Source organism: Mesorhizobium sp. WSM4814 (assembly GCF_055811595.1).
Genome location: NZ_JBVVQT010000004.1, coordinates 243,086 through 261,226, shown reverse-complemented (window position 1 = coordinate 261,226; position 18,141 = coordinate 243,086). Strand labels below are relative to the sequence as shown.

Sequence of the window (18,141 nt, the reverse complement as noted above, 5' to 3'; positions counted from 1 at the left end):
GGCTACGACACCTCGGAGGGGCGGCGGCGGACGACAACGCCGAACTCGTCGCGCTCGCGAGCAATGCGCAACCGCTCCTCGGCCTCGGTTGCCTCACGCTGGCGATCCCACATCGACGCGTACAGGCCGGCCTTGCGCATCAAGGCGGCATGCGTGCCGCGCTCGGCGATCTGGCCGTCCTGCAGCACGATGATCTCGTCGGCCGAAATCACCGTCGACAGCCGGTGGGCGATGACGATGGTGGTGCGACCCTTGCTGACGAGGTCGAGTGCCGCCTGGATCTCCTGTTCGGTATGGCTGTCGAGAGCCGAGGTCGCCTCGTCGAGCATCAGGATCGGCGGCGCCTTCAAAATGGTGCGGGCGATTGCCACGCGCTGCTTCTCACCGCCGGACAGTTTCAGTCCGCGCTCTCCGACCATCGAACGGTAGCCGTCGGGCAGCCGCTCGATGAACGGCCCGATCTGGGCGAGTTCTGCCGCCTTGCGCACATCCTCCTCGCTGGCATCGACGCGGCCGTAGCGGATGTTGTAGGCGATGGTGTCGTTGAACAGCACGGTGTCCTGCGGCACCATGCCGATCGCCGCGCGCAAGCTCTGCTGAGTCACGTCGCGAATGTCCTGGCCGTCGATCAGAATCTTGCCGCCCTGGATGTCGTAAAAGCGGAACAGCAGCCGCGAAATGGTCGACTTGCCGGCGCCCGATGGCCCGACAATGGCAACCGTCTTGCCGGCCGGCACTTCGAAGCTGACGCCTTTCAGGATCTTGCGGTTGGGATCGTAGGAAAACTGCACGTCGCGGAACTCGACCTTGCCGGAGCCGACGACCAGCGGCCTGGCCCCCGGCTTGTCGACGATCTCCTGCGGCACATCGAGCAGATCGAACATCTGCTCGATGTCGGTCAGGCCCTGGCGGATTTCGCGATAGATGAAGCCGATGAAGTTGAGTGGCACCGAAAGCTGGATCAGCATGGCGTTGATGAAGACGAAGTCGCCAACCGTCTGCGTGCCGGCCTGCACCTCCAGCGCCGAAAGGCACATGACGATAACCGTGCCGAGACCGAAGATGACGCCTTGGCCGAAGTTCAGCCAGCCGAGCGAGGTCCATATCCGGGTGGCGGCGGTCTCGTAGCGCGCCATCGAACGGTCGAAGCGCTCGGCTTCCATGCCCTCGTTGTTGAAATACTTGACCGTTTCGAAATTGAGCAGCGAGTCGATCGCCTTGGTGCTGGCATCGGTGTCGCTGTCGTTCATGTCGCGGCGAATGACGATGCGCCAGTCGCTCGCCCTGATGGTGAACCAGATATAGAGGCAGACCGTCACCGCCACCACAGCCACGTACTTCCAGCCATAGGTGACCGCGAATATGCCGGCTGTCAGCGCGAATTCGAGGATGGTCGGCAAGGTGTTGAGCACGGTGAAGCGGACGATCGTCTCGATGCCCTTGGTGCCGCGCTCGATGATGCGCGACAGGCCGCCGGTGCGGCGCTCGAGATGGAAGCGCAGCGACAATTGATGCATGTGGACGAACGTGCGGAAGGCGAGCTGGCGCACCGCATATTGGCCGACGCGGGCAAACAGCGCGTCGCGCAGCTGGTTGAAACCGAGCTGCACCAGCCGCACGACATTGTAGGCGATGACCAGCATGACCGGCGCCAGCATGAAGGCCGGCAGCGGCGGCGCCGACTTGGCGTCACCAGCCAGCGCATCGGTCGCCCATTTGAAGAAGTAGGGACCGGCAACCAGCGTCAGCTTGGCGACGACCAGAAGCACGGTCGCCCACGCCACCCGCGCCCGCAGGTCGGCACGGTCGGCCGGCCACATATAGGGCCAAAGATTGCGCAATGTCTTGAAGGTCGAGCCAGAATCGGCGGAGACGGTTTTTTCGGCCATTTTATCGCCTTTTCGTATTTCTTATTGCTTGACCATGATCTTTACCGAAAACCGGCTTCCACTTTTCGCTGACGCGGCCTTCGTTCGGGATGATGGTCTAGCGGCCGGAGCAGCACGAATTGACCAGCGCGGCCAGCGATGCAGAAACATCTTCGAGCGCATCGCTGTCGACTTCATAGCGCGAGCGTTGCCGATCCGGCTGGTAGCGGACGAGCCCGGCATCGACCAGTATCTTCAGGTGCTGTGAAACGGTGGACTGCGCCAGGTCGAGATGGTCGACGACCTCGCGGCAGCAGCAGGAGCGGCTGGCCGAAAGGTGCCGGAGAATTTCGATCCGGGTCGGATGCGAAAGCGCGGCGAGCTTCGCGGCAACGGTCTGGCTGTCGGCGAAGCCGCAGGTCTTCTCGGTCAAGGGAGCGTTCATCGTCTATCGGCGATAGACGATGAATGAACTTTCCGCAAGAGCCCGCTGGAGAAGAAAAGGATTTCTAGTTGGCCTTTGTCGGGGCCGTCGTCATCTGGTCGCCCATCGCCTTGAGGTTGGCGGCTTCGCCTTCCTGCGATTTTCCGGGGACCTTGAACACCTGCCCCGGCCAGATGCGGTCGGGATTCCTGATCTGATCCTGATTGGCGAGGTAGATGGTCGAGTAGCGAACGCCTTGGCCGTAGACGCGCCGCGAAATCCGCCACAGCGTATCGCGGCGGCGGATGATAACGGCGCTGTCGGCGTGTTCGAGCTTCGGCGCCGCGGTCTCGGGCACTCCGGTCGGGGGCGTCGCAGCCGCCATATCGGCTGGCGCCTCGGCCGCGGGCGCCGCAGGCGTGGTTGCCGGCGCGGCCGGCTTTGCCTCGGCAGGCGCCACGGCGGCGATCGACTCGCCCGGCTCGCGCTCGAACGGCACGGCGGCACGGGCCACCACCTTGACCCCGTCGGCATCGAGCGCATCGACGTGGATCGTATAGGTGCCGACCGGAATGTTGCGCGTCGCCTCGACCAGAAAATGACCGTCGGGCGAAGTCTTCGCGTCGCCGAGCAAGATATCGTTGGCATAGGCGCGCACCTTGCGGCCGGGATCGGCGAGCCCGGCGACGAAGATCTTGTTGCCGTCGATCTCGATCGCTTCGACGACGACCTTTGGCCCTGCAGCTGGTGTCGCCGGTGCGGCCGGCCCGCCCGGAGCGGGCGCGGGGGCGGCGTCGACGGTGGCCGGCGCCGTGGCAGCCGGTGCGGCTGGTGCTGCGGCAGCGGGGTCCTCGGCAGCGGAGTCCTCGGAAGCCGGGGCGGCCGCCTTGTCGCCGGCAGGCGGCGATTCAGGCTTTGTCTCGGGTGAAGGAACGGTGAGCAATTCGGAGGCCTTGCCCGGCTCCTCGATCATCGCCAGCACCTGGCCAGCAGGACTCTTGGGAATCGAGACGATAGCCGTCTGCGCCGAGGGGGTCACGACATTGCCGGTCATCGAGCGCAGCGCGATCGTGTAATCGCCGGGTTTCAGCGCATCGTCGAGAACGATGGCAAAAGCGCCATCGGCACCGGCGACCGTCGAGCCGAGAACCGTCGAACCGTTGAGAATCTCGACCTTGGCGTTGGGTGCGGCTTTGCCGGCGACGACAATAGAGCCCTTGATCTCGACCCGAACGATGTCGAAAGTCGGCGCAATCGCATCGGCCGCCGCCGGCGCTGCCGGTGCCATCGCACCAGCGGCAGGCGCCGGCGGCGTGCGAGTGAGATACGGATCGAGCGCGCCCGACACATAGGCGGTTCCCGCCGCGGCGACGGAGCCGCCGACGACGAACAAAAACGCCTTCAAAGGATTAATTGCCATATTTCCCTGCCCTTAGCCACCTAATGCGGTCTAGCCTGTTTTGCCCAAGGCGACAAGAACAAGGGGGACCGACAAGAAAAAGGGCCGACACGAATAAACGGGGCTGACAAGAAAAAACCCGCCCGGGCTTGACCGCGAATAAAGACCCAATCACCAATCATCTCATGAACACGATTCGATCCATCTGCGTCTATTGCGGCTCGTCTCCGGGCCGCGATGTAACCTATGCCAAGGCCGGACACCTGCTTGGGCGTTCGATCGCCAAGTCCGGCCTGCGTCTGATCTATGGCGGCGGTACCAGGGGCATCATGGGAGCCGTCGCCGAGGGCGCAATGCGGGCCGGCGGCAAGGTGACGGGGATCATTCCGCGCTTCCTGATCAACAGGGAGGCCACCGAAACCGCGCTTGACCGACTTGACGAGCTCGTCATCACCGAAAACATGCACGAGCGCAAACATACGATGTTCGAGAAATCCGACGCGTTTGTGGCGCTTCCGGGCGGCATCGGCACGGTCGAGGAAATCATCGAGATCATGACCTGGGGTCAGCTCGGCCATCATCGCAAGCCGATCGTCTTCGGCAACGTTGGAGGATTCTGGGACCCGATGCTGGCGCTGCTCGACCATATGATGGCCGAAGGCTTCATCCACACCGCGCAGCGGGTCAGGCCGCTGGTGGTCGACGATCCGGAAGCGATCGTCGCTGCCATCATGGTCGCGGGATCGTCGGTCGACGCACCGACCGAAGGCGTGCAGTCGGTGATCGACAAGCTTTAGGGTATAGGGGAGTATGTAGTGCATGCCGCGCTCATGAGGCGCTGCCCTACTGCCCTACTGCCCTACTGCCCTACTGCCCTACTGCCCTACTGCCCTACTGCCCTACTGACCTACTGACCCGCCAGATGATATTGCCGACATCGTCGGCGACGAGCAGTGCGCCGCTCTGATCGATAGCAACGCCGACCGGACGGCCCATCGCCCTGCCGTCACGCCCGACGAAGCCAGCGAGCACATCTTTCGGGGGACCGCTCGGTTTACCACCGCGGAACGGCACGAAAATCACCTTGTAACCGCTGAGCACACTTCTGTTCCACGAGCCGTGCTGACCAACGAACGCGCCGTTGCCGTAGGCTGGGCCGAGCGACGCCCCTTTGGAGAAGGTCAGTCCCAGCGAGGCGGTATGGGAACCCAGCGCGTAGTCGGGCTTGACCGCCCTAGCCACGAGACCGGGGCGCTGCGGCTTGACGCGTTCGTCGACGTTCTGTCCGAAATAGCTGTAGGGCCAGCCGTAAAAAGCGCCGTCACGAACCGAGGTCATATAGTCCGGCACAAGATCGTCGCCGATCTCGTCACGCTCGTTCACGGCGACCCAAAGCTTGCCGGTTTCAGGGTTCCAGGAGAGCCCGTTCGGGTTGCGCAGCCCTGACGCGAAGACCCGGGTATGGCGGGTCGACCGGTCCACTTCAAGGACGGCGGCGCGGTTCTTCTCCGCGGCCATGCCGTTTTCTCCAACGTTACTGTTGGAGCCGACGGTGACATAGAGCTTGCGTCCATCCGGACTTGCGATCACATCCTTGGTCCAATGATGGTTGAGATCTCCGGCGGGTAAGTCGACGATCTTTTCCGGCGGCGTTGTGGCTCGGGTCTGGCCATTGGAGTAGGGGAAAGCGACAAGCGCGTCGGTATTCGCTACATAGAGAATGCCTTTGGACAGCGTCATACCAAAGGGAGAATTGAGGCCTTCTGCGAACGTCCTGCGCACATCCGCAATGCCGTCACCATTGGTGTCGCGCAGGAGCGTGATGCGGTTGGCGCTTTTGGTCGCGGCCCCGGCGCGCTTCATAGCCAGGTCCATAAAGACCTTTCTAAGGCTGAAGCCTTCGTCATGCTTGGCAGGGGCATTGGTTTCGGCAACCAGCACGTCCCCGTTCGGAAGCACGTGCAGCCAGCGCGGATGGTCGAGGCCGGTTGCGTAGGGGTTCACCGTCAGCCCGTTCGCCGGGGTCGGCATACCACCTTTCTGCCAGCCTTTCGCCTCGGCGATGTTGACGGTCGGGATCAGCGTCGGTCTTGGTTTCGGTAAGGTTGGGTTGGGGCCATAGCCGGTTATTGCCCCCGTTTTCTGCGCCGAAAAGCCAGCGCAGCCCGCAATGACGGCTCCCAATACCGCTATGAGTAGGCTTCGTGGGAAGCCGGCATGCATCGGACGTCCTCCGCATGGATTGCGTCGTGCCCTTTACGCAAACGCGAGTCAACGACGTATTATTCCAAACTGGCTCCAAACAACGGCGTTGGTACGCCGCCTCGGATGACCGTCAAAACAGTCACACGAAAACGGTTCGCCCCGTGCTAATAATCACAGTCTAGGTCGCCGCCACGCGGCGTATTCGAGAGACTGGCGACGCGATCATGAACATCCCTCTCAATCCAGACGGCAGCGATCTGTCGCCTTACCTGCCGGACGAGCACGGGCTGTTCTTCGTCTATCACTTCACCGCCGATGGCACGAGAACCAAAGACGCGACCGCCACACACTGGACCTGGCGCAGCTACCAGGTTTCCGACATGCGCGCCCGCCACGAGATCGCCACCGAGCCGGCTTTGCCGCCGCCGGTGCGCGATGCCTTCCTGTCGGCCGGCCATGGCTGCCATATCGACCTCGAGGGCGACTGGCTGTACGGCGATTTGCCGGACCTGCGCCACGACTATTCGGCGGAGGCGCGCGGGCTTGGCCATTTCCGCTTCGCCTTCAACGACACGATGCTGATCGGCGGCCGCAAGCAACCGCTGCAATCGGTCGACAAAATCCGCAAGGCGATCGACAACGGATCGCAAAAGTTCCGCTCTCCGGCCGAACTGATCGAGGCTGTCATGGGCCAGTCGCTCGACGGCATGACGACGGAACTCGCTGGCCTTGGCGACACGCTCGATGGCATCGAGGACCGCATCGTCTGCGATGCATGGCACAATGAGCGGCAGGCGCTGGTCGATGCGCGCCGGCAACTGGTGGTGATCCATCGGCAGATGGCGACGCTGACCAGCCTGTTCCGCCATCTCGACCATTCGCATCGCAATGACCTGCCGGACGCGATCAACGACATGGCGGCACGGCTTTCGCACCGCGCCCATACGTTGCATCATGACGGCGAGCAATTGCAGGCCCGCGCCCGGCTCTTGCAGGACGAACTGATGGCCAAGCTGACGACGCAGTCGAACCAGTTGCTTTACATGCTGTCGGTGATGACCGCGGTGCTGTTGCCGATGACGATCGTCTCAGGCCTGTTCGGCATGAATGTCGGCGGGCTGCCGCTGGTCGACACGCCGGTGGGCTTTTGGGTGGCGTCGGCGATATCGCTCGCCGTCGCGGTGGTCGTCTATCTGTTCGTCAGGCGGCTGGGGCGCGGGATGTAGCGGCAACCGTTACAGGGTCGCGCGAAAATCCTCGATGACAGTGCCGGCAGCGCGCGCCTCCGCTTCGTGGTTCGGCTCGCGCCACTCCTCGGCAAGGGCTGCCGTGTACCATTCGCGCATCGCCGGCAGAGCCAGCAATCGCGCCGGATAGGTGGCAGCTGCGCCCTCGAAGGACAGTCCGTAGGACTGAACCCTAAACGCCACCGGGGCAAAGAAGGCGTCAACGGCAGTGAAGCGATCGCCAGCCAGGAACGGTCCGCCGAAGCGGCGAAGCCCGTCGTCCCAGAGATCGCCGAGGCGAAAAAGGTCGTGCTTCAGCGCATCCGACATCGGCACCGGCGCGACGCGGACACCGCAGTTCATCGGACAGGAGCCGCGCAAGGCGGTGAAGCTCGAATGCATTTCGGCCGCTGCCGACCGCGCCCAGGCTCGCGCCTTCGCGTCGGCAGGCCAGACGCCAGCGTGGCGCTCGGCCAGGTATTCGGTGATGGCGAGCGAAGCCCAAACTGCCCAGCCGTCGTCGATCAGGCACGGTACGAGGCCACTGGGCGAGAACGGCCGGTAGAGGCTCCAACTCGATCCGGTCGGAAACGGTGTCAGCCGCTCCTCGAAGGCGACGTCCAATGTCCGCATCAGCACCCATGGCCGCAGCGACCACGAGGAATAGTTCTTGTTTGCTATGTGCAGAACGTACATCGAAAATCCTCGCTCTAACGCATTGCCGGCCGGATCTCGCGGCCGCGGAACATCGACCAGGAATAGATCGCCAGCGCCGCCCAGATCAGGCCGAAGGCGATGGCCTGGGTGCTGCCGAAAGGTTCGCCGAAAATCAGCACGGCGATCAGGAACACAATGGTCGGCGCGATATACTGCATGATGCCGATGGTGGAGAGACGCAGCAGCTTGGCCCCGAAGCCAAACAGCAGCAGCGGTATGGCGGTGACCGGGCCGCAGCCGATCAGCAGTGCGGTATCGTTCAGGGAACTGGAGACGAAATGGTCCTGCCCGGTGACGATGAGGAAGATGATGTAGCCGAGCGCCGGCACCGACAGCAAAAGCACTTCAAGCAAGAAACCCTGGCTGGGACCGATCGGCAGCGTCTTGCGGAAGAAGGCGTAGGCGGCGAAGGAAAACGCCAGCACCAGCGACACCCAGGGCAGCTTGCCGGCGTCGATCGTCAGCACCGCGACCGCGATGGCCGCCAGCACCACCGCCGCGATTTGCAGCCGGTCGAGCCGTTCGCTGAGCAGCAGCGCGCCGACGACGACGCTGACAAGCGGGTTGATATAGTAGCCAAGCGCGGTCTCGATGGTACGGTCGACCGCGATCGCCCAGACATAGATGCCCCAATTGACCGAAATCAGCGCCGCCGTCAGCGCCGCCATGGAAATGATGCGCGGCGAACGCAACGCCGCTTTGAAATCCGCCGTGCGGCCGGCCCAGATCAATACGGCCGCCGCAATCGGCACCGACCAGACGATGCGGTGCGCGATGACTTCGGCCAGTGGCAGATGTGCGACCGCCTTCATATAAAAGGGCAGCAACCCCCACAGGAGATAGGCGCCCAGCGCCAGCAGGAATCCACGCCGGGCCTTTGAGTCTGCTTCGAGCTGAATTGCGTCCGTGGCCATGGCCCAACGCTATGCGCCAGCCGCCGGGTCAAGACCATCGCAAAGTTCTGATGGATCAATGGACTTTCGCTGATGGTTCAATCCTACTCCGCCGCGACCAGCCCGGCCATCTCGCGGTTCTTCATCAGCTTGTAGACGATCGAATCCATCAGCGCCTGGAATGAAGCGTCGATGATGTTTTCTGAGACGCCGACCGTCCACCAGCGGGCGCCGGTCGCATCGTGCGATTCGATCAGCACGCGCGTGATCGCCTCGGTGCCGCCATTGAGGATACGCACCTTGAAGTCGGCAAGCTCGAGGTCAGCGATCTCGTTCTGGAATTTTCCGAGATCCTTGCGCAACGCGATGTCGAGCGCATTGACCGGACCGTGCCCTTCCGCCACCGACATCTTCTCCTCGCCATCGACCAGCACCTTGACGATCGCCTCTGAGACCGTCTTCAGCTGGCCATTGGCGTCGAACCGGCGCTCGACCATGCAGCGGAACGAGGTGACGCTGAAGAATTCCGGCAGGCCGTGCAGCATCTTGCGCGCCAGCAGCTCGAAGCTGGCATCGGCGCCTTCATAGGCATAGCCCTCGGCCTCGCGCTCCTTGACCACTGATATCAGCGCGTCGAGCCGGTGGTCGTCCTTCGGCATTTCTATGCCGCGCCGTTTCAACTCGGCGAGGAAATTGGCCTTGCCGCCCTGGTCCGAGACCATGACCCGGCGGCGGTTGCCGACCGCTTCCGGCGGCACATGCTCGTAGGTGGCCGGCTCCTTGGCCAGCGCCGAGGCATGGATGCCGGCCTTGGTGGCGAAGGCGGAAGCGCCGACATAGGGCGCCTGCGCTTCCGGCGCGCGGTTCAGCAATTCGTCGAAGGCGCGGGACAGGCGCGATATGCCGGCCAACGCTTCGGCCGAGATGCCTGTCTCGAAGCGGCTGGAAAAGGCCGGCTTCAGCGCCAGCGTTGGCACGATCGAGATCAGATTGGCGTTGCCGCAGCGCTCGCCGATGCCGTTCAGCGTGCCCTGGACCTGGCGCACGCCGGCCTCGACGGCGGCCAGCGAATTTGCCACCGCCTGGCCGGTGTCGTCATGGGCATGGATGCCGAGATGGTCCCCCGGTATGCCTGCCTCGATGATCTTCTCGACGATGGCGCGCACTTCCGACGGCTGCGTGCCGCCATTGGTGTCGCACAGCACCGCCCAGCGCGCGCCGGCGTCGTAAGCGGTCCTGGCGCAAGCCAGCGCATAATCGGGATTGGCCTTGAAGCCGTCGAAGAAATGCTCGCAGTCGACCAGTGCTTCCTTCCCGGCAGCAACCGCCGCCTCGACCGACGCCTTGATCGCCTCGAGGTTTTCCTTGTTGGTGCAGCCCAGCGCGACGCGGACATGGTAGTCCCAGCTCTTGGCGACAAAGCAGATGGCGTCCGACTTCGACTGGACCAGTGCGGCAAGGCCTGGATCGTTCGAGGTCGACACCCCTGCCCGCTTGGTCATGCCGAAGGCGACGAATTTGGCGGTTGCCGTGCGGTGCTTGGCAAAGAAGGCGGTGTCGGTCGGGTTGGCACCGGGATAGCCGCCTTCGATATAGTCGACGCCGAACGCGTCAAGCAGCCCGGCAATGGCGATCTTGTCCTCGACCGAAAAGTCGATGCCTGGCGTCTGCTGGCCATCGCGCAGTGTGGTGTCGAAGAGATAGAGGCGCTCGCGGCCCATGATCATTTCCCCGCAAACTTATCCGTCGCCCGGATCAGCCGGTCGAGGATGCCCGGCTCCGAATAGGCATGGCCGGCGCCCTCGACCAAGTGGAAGTCCGCCTTCGGCCACGCCTTGTGCAGCGCCCAGGCGTAGCGCGCCGGGCACGGCATGTCGTAGCGGCCATGGACGATGGTGCCGGGGATGTCCTTCAACTTGAAGGCATCACGCAGCAGCTGCCCTTCCTCAAGCCAGCCGGCATGGACGAAATAATGGTTCTCGATGCGGGCGAAGGCGACGGCGTAATCGTCTTCGCCAAACCGGCTGCTGGTTTCCGGATCGGGCAACAGCGTGATCGTCTCGCCTTCCCACAGGCTCCAGGCGCGGGCGGCCTCGACCTGCGCCTTGCGGTCGCTGCTAACCAGCCGCTTGCGATAGGCGGCCATCATGTCGCCGCGCTCGCCCTCGGGGATCGGCGCCAGGAAGCGCTCCCATTTGTCGGGGAACATTTCCGAGACGCCGAACTGGTAATACCAGTCGAGCTCCGCGCGCGTCAGCGTGTAGATGCCGCGCACGACCAGTTCGCTGACCCGCTCGGGGTGCGTCTCGGCATAGGCCAGCGCCAGCGTCGACGCCCACGAGCCGCCGAACACCAGCCATTTGTCGAAGCCGCACATGTCGCGCAGGCGCTCGATGTCGGCGATCAGATGCCAGGTGGTGTTGGCCTCGAGCGAGGCGTTGGGCGTCGACTTCCCGCAGCCGCGCTGGTCGAACAGGATGACATCGTAAAGCTTCGGATCGAACAGCCGTCGGTGCTTTGGCGAAATGGTGCCGCCCGGTCCGCCATGCAGGAACACGGCCGGCTTGGCGCCCCTGGTGCCGGAACGCTCCCAATAGACCTGATGGCCATCGCCGACATCGAGCATGCCTGAGTCGAAGGCCTCGATCTCCGGATAGAGGGTGCGCAGGTCATTGCTCATAATTTCAGGCCCTGCTGCGGCCAATTGGCCGTCTCGTGATCCGGATGCTGGAAGGAGATGATCGATTCCTGCCGGGTGTAGTAGTCAGGATCGTCATGGACCGGCGCGTCGAAGATCTTCTCCACCCAAGGCAGCCGGGCGGCATAGTTGATCTGGATCTGCGGTGCGAGGTCGGAGCGATCGTCAAAGGCGCCGATGGCGATCTCAAGCCCGCCAGGCTGCCTGTAGGTCAACGGCGTGCCGCAGCGGCTGCAAAAGCCGCGATCGATGTTGACCGACGACTGGAAATAGCTCGGCTCCTCGCGCACCCATTCGACACCGTCCTTCGGCACCGTCACCAGCGCGCCGAAGAAGGAACCGAACTGTTTCTGGCACATGCGGCAATGGCAGATGGAAGGGCGTCCAAGCGCCCCACGAATGCGGAAACGCACGGCGCCGCACTGGCAGCCGCCGGTTCGAAAGGTTTCGGTCATGATCTTTCCTCCGGCGGCCATTGTTCGGTGTCGTGGTCGGGGTGCTGGTAAGAAACGAGATCGGCGAGATAGGAGGACGACGAAACATCGGCCATCGTCTCCTCGCCAGGCAATTCGTGGATGTGATCGACATAGGGGAGTTTTGCTTCGGTGCCCCACTGGATGGTCGGCGCGATCTCCTCCGCATGGTCGAAGGCCGCGATGGCGAGTGCGATGCCGTCGGGCGCCTCGAAAGTCAGCGGCGTGCCGCAATCGGCGCAAAAACCGCGCCAGGCGGCGTTGGAGGAACGAAAGCGTTTGGGCACGCCGCGCGTCCAGTCGAGTTTTGCGCCACGCACCGACACCAGCGGCAGGTAGAAATTGCCGCTTGCTTTCTGGCACATGCGACAATGACAGACGGAGGCGTCGCCCAGCGCGCCTTCGACACGGAAACGCACGGCGCCGCACTGGCAGCCGCCTGTGTAGACCGGTCTGTTATCCAGGCTCATCACTTCACTCCGGGGCATGGCAGACGGCTTCGACATTGTTGCCGTCGGGGTCGAAGACGAAGGCGCCATAGTAGTTCGCGTGATAGTGCGGACGAAGGCCCGGCCCACCATTATCCTTGCCGCCGGCGGCGATGGCGGCGGCGTGGAAGGCATCGACTTCAGCGCGGCTGCGCGCGGTGAAGGCGACATGCTGGCGGTCCTTCGGCTTGTCCTTGCCTTGATGCAGCCAGAAGACCGGCCGGTCGCGGCCATAGCCGCCGACCTTGGCGCCACCGGTGTATTCCTGCGGCACCATGTAGAGCAGCGAGGCACCGAGCGGCGCCATCGCCCTGTCGTAGAAAGCTTTCGACACGTCGAAATCGGAAACGGTGATGCCAAGATGGTCGATCATGGAACTACGTCCCTTGCTGGTTCGCCGGCCGCCCTCATCGCTTTACCTCCCACGTCGTCACGCGCTCGCCGGTGACCGGATCCTTGCCGTCCTTCAGTTGCACGCCTTGCGCCAGAAGCTCGTCGCGAATGCGGTCGGCCTGGGCCCAGTTCTTGGCGGCGATCAGTTCCAGGCGCCTGGCGATGGCCCTGGCGATGGCATCTTCATCAACCTTGGCCGGCGCAACGTCGAAGCCGAGGAACGACAGTGCCGCCTTCAGCGAAGCGGCAGCATCGTTGCCCGCGGCGGCAGCGTTGCCGCCACAGGCAGCAATGGAATCCACAGCCTCGCCGGCCAGTTGCGTCAGCACCTGGAACGCAGGATAGGTTGCGAGATCGTCCGACAAGGCTTCCACCACTTCGACCGGCAATTGCTTGGCCGCCGCCGGTGCCAGGTCCGCCGCCCGCTTCCATTTGCGCAGCGTATTTTCCGCCTCTTCCAGCTTGCGCACGGAAAAGTCGATCGGCTCGCGATAATGCGTCATCAGCATCGCCAGCCTGAGCACCTCGCCCGGCCACTTGCGGCCGCCAAAGGTCTCCGTCTCCAGCAACTCGTTGATCGAGTAGAAGTTGCCCAGGCTCTTGGACATCTTCTGCCCCTCGACCTGCAGGAAGCCGTTGTGCATCCACACTTTTGCCATCACATCGGTGCCGTGGGCGCAGCGCGACTGTGCAATTTCATTCTCGTGGTGCGGGAAGATCAGGTCGAGCCCGCCGCCATGAATGTCGAAGACCTCGCCGAGATAGGCGGCCGACATCGCCGAGCACTCGATGTGCCAGCCCGGCCGGCCCCTGCCCCACGGGCTGTCCCAGCCCGGCTCTTCCGGCGAGGACAGCTTCCACAGCACGAAATCGCCAGGGCTCTTCTTGTGCGCATCGACGGCAACGCGAGCGCCGGCCTGCTGCTCGTCGAGTTTGCGTTTCGACAATTGGCCGTAGTCCGGCATCGAAGCTGTGTCGAACAGAACTTCGCCTGCCGCAACATAGGCATGGCCGCGTTCGATCAAGCGTTGAATCAAGGAGATCATGTCGACTTTGCCATCTGCGCGCGGCTCGACGAATTCAGTGGCCCGCGGCTCGACCGTAGGTTGCAGGCAGCCGAGCGTCGCCACATCCTTGTGGAACTGGTCAGCGGTCTTTTCGGTGACCCGCCGGATCGCCTCGTTCAGCGACAGCTTTCCCGAGGCAATCTCGGCGCCGAAATCGCGCAGTGCGCGGTCGTTGATCTTGTCGTCGACATCCGTGATGTTGCGCACATAGGTGACGTGCGCTTGCCCGTAGAGATGGCGCAGCAGACGAAACAGCACGTCGAAGACGATCACCGGCCGCGCGTTGCCGATATGGGCAAAGTCGTAGACCGTCGGGCCGCAGACATACATGCGCACATTGCGCGGATCGATCGGGAAGAAATCCTCCTTGGTCCGCGTCAGCGTGTTGTAGAGGCGCAGGCCCTTCGATGCGTCAGACATTCGTGCCTTCCCGGTGCGTTACTTTTTGGTTGGGGCCACTTGCGCCGAGACGCAAATCAGCCACCAGCCTGCTGGCCGGGGCGTTTGTCCACTCTAGAACGAAGATAGGCGAAAACGTCCGGACCAGCGCGAAGCTAGCCAATAATGCAGATGCCACAAATGGCGAAAGACGTTCTCATGAGCGGCTTTATCGCCTCAGCCAGTGTTGCCGTCAAGTCGCAACTTTCGGCAAAAGAGCCGCTGGATCACAGGTAATGACGCGGTGAAACATTTTATTAAACATCTCGGCACAGTCATGAAACATTCACCGGCTAGATCAGCAGATGTCACGATTTGGTCGGATTCGACCAGCAAACGCGGACACGAAGACGTTACCAGGGAAGAGAAAAATGCCTCGAGCCAAGCAGGACTCCAGCAGCGCCAAGCAACCGGCGCTCGCCAGCCAATACCGGGCGATCGGCCCGGCCGCGATCGTCGCCGCCCTTCTCCACACAGCGAAGAAGAAGAAGCCGGTGCAGAAGATCACCTCGCCGCGCGCTGCCTGATGTGACGTGCGGCCGGCGGGTTCGCCCGGAAATGGCAGCGCCGGCAATGAAGGCGCTGAAGCGCTCCAGAAAATAGCAGCTACTGCTGAAACAAGCTCATCTGACTGTCGTCGGCGCCCGGCTTCCGGCGCCTGGCCTTCTTGAATTCCGGCCACCTTTCCTGAATCTCCGGTCCGGTGTTGGCGACCTTGTTGACGAGGTCGGAAACCGGGACGGCCTCGAAGAAATCGAGTTGTGCCGGTCTGAGCAGGTCGGCCACGTCGCGCGGCTCGCGCGCGCGGCAATCCAGCCAGCGGGCGAAATCCTGCGGATCTATCACCACCGGCATGCGGTCGTGGATATGGGCAATGTCGCCATTGGCGCTGACGGTCAGGATGGCGCCGGTGTCCATCTCCGAACCGCCCGGCTCGGCATAGGTCTCGATCAGTCCGGCGAAGGCGACAAGCCCGCCATGCTTCGGCCGCACCCAATAGGGCTGTCCCCTCTTGCCGCCTGATTGACGCCATTCGTAGAAGCCGGAAGCCGGCACCAAAGCGCGGCGATGGCGCATGGCGGCGCGAAACGAGGCCTTTTGCGCGGCTCCCTCCGAGCGCGCGTTGAACAGCAAAGGAAACTCACGCGTGTCCTTCACCCACGCCGGGATCAGCCCCCAGCGCACCAGCATCGGCTGCCGGTCTGGAAGGTTCGAGCCTGGCGCCCGCGGCACGCCTGCAATCGCCATCAGCACCGGCTGCGTCGGTGCGATGTTGTAGCGGGGCGGGAAATCCTCCAGTTCTGGCAGACCGAGAAAAGCGGCGGCCCGGTCCGGCGTGGCGGTCAAGGCGAAGCGTCCGCACATAAGCTAAAAACTCGTTGGATTTGGTCGGATGTGAAGGTGGCGATGGAACCGGCGCGGCGCAACCGCTAATGCTTGCTCTCGCCGACCGGTCCACAACCGGCTGCGGCAAATGGCGATCGGAGATCCATGGACGAGATGCGCAAAATACTCCCAGCTGTATCGGTCGCCATTGTCCGCGGCAACACGGTGCTGCTGGTCAAGCGGGCGCGGCAGCCTTCGCAAGGATTCTACGCGTTTCCAGGCGGCAAGGTCGAGGCCGGCGAAACGCTGGAACAAGCCGCGCAGCGCGAATTGCTGGAGGAAACCGGGTTGCATGCGCACAACTACCGCCGCCTTCGGGAAATCCACATCGACGGCGGCAGCGACGGGCACCCGGTCGACTATCTGCTGACGGTATTCGGCGCCACCTATGCCGGCGGCGAGCCCGTGGCCAGCGACGACGCCGAGACCGCCGCCTTCTATACACTCAGCGAAATGACGGCGCTGCCGATTGCCGCTTCAGTGTTTGCCGTTGCCGACGAATTGCTCAGGAATACAGGCGCGTAACCTCCAAAATCGCCTTGCAGGCGACAAATTGTTTGGCCACATAGATTTATGATCCGCACATCGGTTTTCCTTGCAGCTTGCCTCGCCGCCAGTACGGCAATCGGGGCGCGGCCGGCCATGGCCGCCGAGTCGCCGTTCGAGCCGGGGCTGATGCGGCTGGCCGAGGTGCTTGGGTCGCTGCATTTCCTGCGTAATCTGTGCGGCGAGAAGGGCGACCAATGGCGGGTCCAGATGGAGAAGCTGATTGCTTCGGAAAACCCGAACCCGGAGCGGCGCGCCCGCTTCATCGCCAGCTTCAACCGCGGCTACCGCTCCTTTGGCGGCACCTATACACAGTGTACCGCCTCGGCGACCGAAGCCATCAGCCGCTACATGAAGGAAGGCGAGACGCTGTCGCGCGACATCGCCTCGCGCTACGGCAACTGAGCCTGGCTCCCCCTGCTTGTGTCCCGGCCCGCTTGTGTCCCGGCCCGCTTGTGTCTGGTGCGTCTTGGTGCAATTGTTGTGTTGCACTTCTGCAACGGTGTTAACAAAACGTTACGGCGCGGATGTGGAATTAACTCAAACTGAAGGTTTTAATCCCGCTCGCCGGCCTAATCGGCTAAGTTTTGAATCGGATCGAACGCAGGTTTGCAAAACGTGACGAACCCTTGTCGAAACGACCCCAGAAATGTCGTATTTACAAGTACTTACTTAACCTGCGAGTAAAAGGGACAGCCCAAGCCTGATCCGCATCCGCCGGATCGCCGCTTGAAAAGGGTGGACATCGCAATGGAACATGGCGTCAACGACATCGACGCGCTGGTCAGGGAAGAAAAGCGCCTGACTGCAGTGGAAAGCCACAGCGAGGCCTGGGCGGAAGGGCTTTCGGCCGGAATCGAGACGGAAATCATTGCCGAGGCGGCCCTCGAAACCGCGTTCGGCGAGATGCTGCGCGCCAATGGCGAGACCTCAGCCCTTGCCTTGCTCGACCGCATGCGTGAAAAGGTGATAGCTGGGGCCTTCGAGCCGGGACGGCTGAGGCACTGATTGGCATCAGGCTCTTCGATGACGGCGTGCCGCTTGGGCGTCATGCCCCGGGCACCTGGGCGGGCCTGGGCAGCTGGACGGAATCATGGAGAGGCAGGCGGTGAATTCTTCGACGTCAGGCCAGCCGCGTGGCTTGGCCCTCAGCATCCGGCTTGCCGCTTTTTGCGCCGCGTTTCCGCTGGCGCTTTGCCTCGCAATCAGCCCCGCCTATGCTTTGAGTGAAATCAAGCGCGAGGACCTGCCCTCGCCAGTCACGCCGCCCGCCGACGACGGCATGTCGCCGCCCGGAACCGCGGTGCCGACGCCCGGCCCGCTCGGCGCGACGCCGCCTGCGGCGAGCCAACCGACGCCACCCGACGAACGGGAACAGGTCGAACCGGGCGGGCCAACAGACGATGGTGGCATAGCCAATCCGCAAGTCGACCCGGATGAACCCTTGCCCGAGGTCGTCTACGATCTCGGCAAGCTGCCGGAGCCGGTCAGGCGCATGCACGATTTGATTATCGGGGCCTGCAAGAGCGGCGACATCGAAAAACTCCGGCCGCTGATCGGCCAGGGCGATGCGATGACACAATTGTCGCTGGCCGAGATCGAAGGCGATCCGATCACCTTCCTGAAAGGGCTTTCGGGCGACGCGGAAGGCCAGGAAATCCTCGCCATCCTGGAAGAGGTGCTCAGTGCCGGCTATGTCCATGTCGATGTCGGCACGCCGCAGGAGCTCTATGTCTGGCCATATTTCTTCGCACTGCCGCTGGACAAGCTCGACGCCAGGCAGCGGGTCGAGCTGTTCAAGATCGTCACCGCAGGCGACTATGACAGCATGAAGCAGTTCGGCGCCTACATCTTCTACCGCGTCGGCATCACCCCGGATGGACAGTGGACGTTTTTCGTCGCCGGAGACTGAGCGGCATA

At 63.2% G+C, this 18,141-nt stretch carries 20 protein-coding genes; 7 read left to right on the top strand and 13 right to left on the bottom strand.

The genetic code is table 11. From position 1 onward, the window contains the following. Positions 1–2: 2 nt before the first annotated feature. From AC0L2V_RS09700 to AC0L2V_RS09690, 3 genes are all read right to left on the bottom strand, one after another. Complete coding sequence (locus AC0L2V_RS09700) at positions 3–1,889, bottom strand: ABCB family ABC transporter ATP-binding protein/permease (RefSeq protein WP_473519999.1); 1,887 nt, start codon at positions 1,887–1,889, stop codon at positions 3–5. Between the two features lie 97 nt (positions 1,890–1,986). Beyond that, the gene (locus AC0L2V_RS09695; RefSeq protein ID WP_027152695.1) at positions 1,987–2,313 is read right to left on the bottom strand and encodes an ArsR/SmtB family transcription factor; all 327 of its coding nucleotides are present in this window, start codon (positions 2,311–2,313) and stop codon (positions 1,987–1,989) included. A 64-nt stretch (positions 2,314–2,377) separates the two neighbouring features. Then, on the bottom strand, positions 2,378–3,712 hold the full coding sequence (locus tag AC0L2V_RS09690) for an Ig-like domain-containing protein (protein ID WP_473519998.1): 1,335 nt from the start codon (positions 3,710–3,712) through the stop codon (positions 2,378–2,380). A 164-nt stretch (positions 3,713–3,876) separates the two neighbouring features. On the opposite strand from AC0L2V_RS09690, the gene AC0L2V_RS09685 reads away from it, so the two are divergent. Continuing rightward, the gene (locus AC0L2V_RS09685; RefSeq protein WP_027152697.1) at positions 3,877–4,488 is read left to right on the top strand and encodes an LOG family protein; all 612 of its coding nucleotides are present in this window, start codon (positions 3,877–3,879) and stop codon (positions 4,486–4,488) included. 94 nt (positions 4,489–4,582) lie between these two features. Here the strand turns inward: AC0L2V_RS09685 and AC0L2V_RS09680 are convergent, their stop codons facing one another. Next, positions 4,583–5,914 carry a PQQ-dependent sugar dehydrogenase gene (locus AC0L2V_RS09680; RefSeq protein ID WP_473519997.1) on the bottom strand — a complete coding sequence of 444 codons (1,332 nt, stop codon included), beginning with the start codon at positions 5,912–5,914 and terminating at the stop codon, positions 4,583–4,585. A gap of 206 nt (positions 5,915–6,120) precedes the next feature. On the opposite strand from AC0L2V_RS09680, the gene AC0L2V_RS09675 reads away from it, so the two are divergent. Beyond that, a complete protein-coding gene (locus tag AC0L2V_RS09675; RefSeq protein WP_473519996.1) occupies positions 6,121–7,122 on the top strand; it encodes a transporter in 1,002 nt (333 codons plus the stop codon). 9 nt (positions 7,123–7,131) lie between these two features. Here AC0L2V_RS09675 and AC0L2V_RS09670 read toward each other — a convergent pair whose 3' ends face one another. The 8 genes from AC0L2V_RS09670 to cysS all read right to left on the bottom strand — a co-directional run bounded on the left by AC0L2V_RS09670 (position 7,132) and on the right by cysS (position 14,271). Then, positions 7,132–7,818, bottom strand: a complete 687-nt coding sequence (locus AC0L2V_RS09670) for a glutathione S-transferase family protein (RefSeq protein ID WP_473519995.1) — start codon at positions 7,816–7,818, stop codon at positions 7,132–7,134. A gap of 14 nt (positions 7,819–7,832) precedes the next feature. Next, positions 7,833–8,753 carry an EamA family transporter RarD gene (gene rarD / locus AC0L2V_RS09665; RefSeq protein WP_128170805.1) on the bottom strand — a complete coding sequence of 307 codons (921 nt, stop codon included), beginning with the start codon at positions 8,751–8,753 and terminating at the stop codon, positions 7,833–7,835. Between the two features lie 83 nt (positions 8,754–8,836). Then, the gene (cimA, locus tag AC0L2V_RS09660) at positions 8,837–10,453 is read right to left on the bottom strand and encodes a citramalate synthase (RefSeq protein ID WP_473519994.1); all 1,617 of its coding nucleotides are present in this window, start codon (positions 10,451–10,453) and stop codon (positions 8,837–8,839) included. Positions 10,454–10,455: 2 nt separating this feature from the next. Further along, positions 10,456–11,412: a prolyl aminopeptidase gene (gene pip, locus AC0L2V_RS09655; protein WP_473519993.1), complete on the bottom strand. Its 957-nt coding sequence runs from the start codon at positions 11,410–11,412 to the stop codon at positions 10,456–10,458. Next, positions 11,409–11,885: a GFA family protein gene (locus AC0L2V_RS09650; protein WP_473519992.1), complete on the bottom strand. Its 477-nt coding sequence runs from the start codon at positions 11,883–11,885 to the stop codon at positions 11,409–11,411. The genes pip and AC0L2V_RS09650 overlap by 4 nt, the downstream gene beginning before the upstream one ends. After that, a complete protein-coding gene (locus AC0L2V_RS09645; RefSeq protein WP_023800739.1) occupies positions 11,882–12,373 on the bottom strand; it encodes a GFA family protein in 492 nt (163 codons plus the stop codon). The genes AC0L2V_RS09650 and AC0L2V_RS09645 overlap by 4 nt, the downstream gene beginning before the upstream one ends. Before the next feature lie 4 nt (positions 12,374–12,377). Next, positions 12,378–12,764 carry a VOC family protein gene (locus AC0L2V_RS09640; RefSeq protein ID WP_236386570.1) on the bottom strand — a complete coding sequence of 129 codons (387 nt, stop codon included), beginning with the start codon at positions 12,762–12,764 and terminating at the stop codon, positions 12,378–12,380. Positions 12,765–12,798: 34 nt separating this feature from the next. After that, the gene (gene cysS / locus AC0L2V_RS09635) at positions 12,799–14,271 is read right to left on the bottom strand and encodes a cysteine--tRNA ligase (RefSeq protein ID WP_473509975.1); all 1,473 of its coding nucleotides are present in this window, start codon (positions 14,269–14,271) and stop codon (positions 12,799–12,801) included. A 389-nt stretch (positions 14,272–14,660) separates the two neighbouring features. Here cysS and AC0L2V_RS09630 point away from each other — a divergent pair, with 389 nt between their 5' ends. After that, entirely contained in the window at positions 14,661–14,816 is a 156-nt protein-coding gene (locus AC0L2V_RS09630; protein WP_023800743.1) for a hypothetical protein, read from the top strand. Positions 14,817–14,895: 79 nt separating this feature from the next. On the opposite strand, the gene AC0L2V_RS09625 is transcribed toward AC0L2V_RS09630, so the two are convergent. Continuing rightward, the gene (locus tag AC0L2V_RS09625) at positions 14,896–15,654 is read right to left on the bottom strand and encodes an SOS response-associated peptidase (protein ID WP_473509973.1); all 759 of its coding nucleotides are present in this window, start codon (positions 15,652–15,654) and stop codon (positions 14,896–14,898) included. 126 nt (positions 15,655–15,780) lie between these two features. Here AC0L2V_RS09625 and AC0L2V_RS09620 point away from each other — a divergent pair, with 126 nt between their 5' ends. From AC0L2V_RS09620 to AC0L2V_RS09605, 4 genes are all read left to right on the top strand, one after another. Further along, complete coding sequence (locus AC0L2V_RS09620) at positions 15,781–16,200, top strand: NUDIX hydrolase (protein WP_473509971.1); 420 nt, start codon at positions 15,781–15,783, stop codon at positions 16,198–16,200. A gap of 48 nt (positions 16,201–16,248) precedes the next feature. After that, positions 16,249–16,626 (top strand): TIGR02301 family protein, encoded by a 378-nt coding sequence (locus AC0L2V_RS09615; RefSeq protein WP_473519991.1) that lies wholly within the window; start codon positions 16,249–16,251, stop codon positions 16,624–16,626. A gap of 345 nt (positions 16,627–16,971) precedes the next feature. Next, a complete protein-coding gene (locus AC0L2V_RS09610) occupies positions 16,972–17,229 on the top strand; it encodes a hypothetical protein (RefSeq protein ID WP_023800747.1) in 258 nt (85 codons plus the stop codon). 100 nt (positions 17,230–17,329) lie between these two features. After that, positions 17,330–18,133, top strand: a complete 804-nt coding sequence (locus tag AC0L2V_RS09605) for a hypothetical protein (RefSeq protein WP_473509968.1) — start codon at positions 17,330–17,332, stop codon at positions 18,131–18,133. Positions 18,134–18,141: the final 8 nt, after the last annotated feature.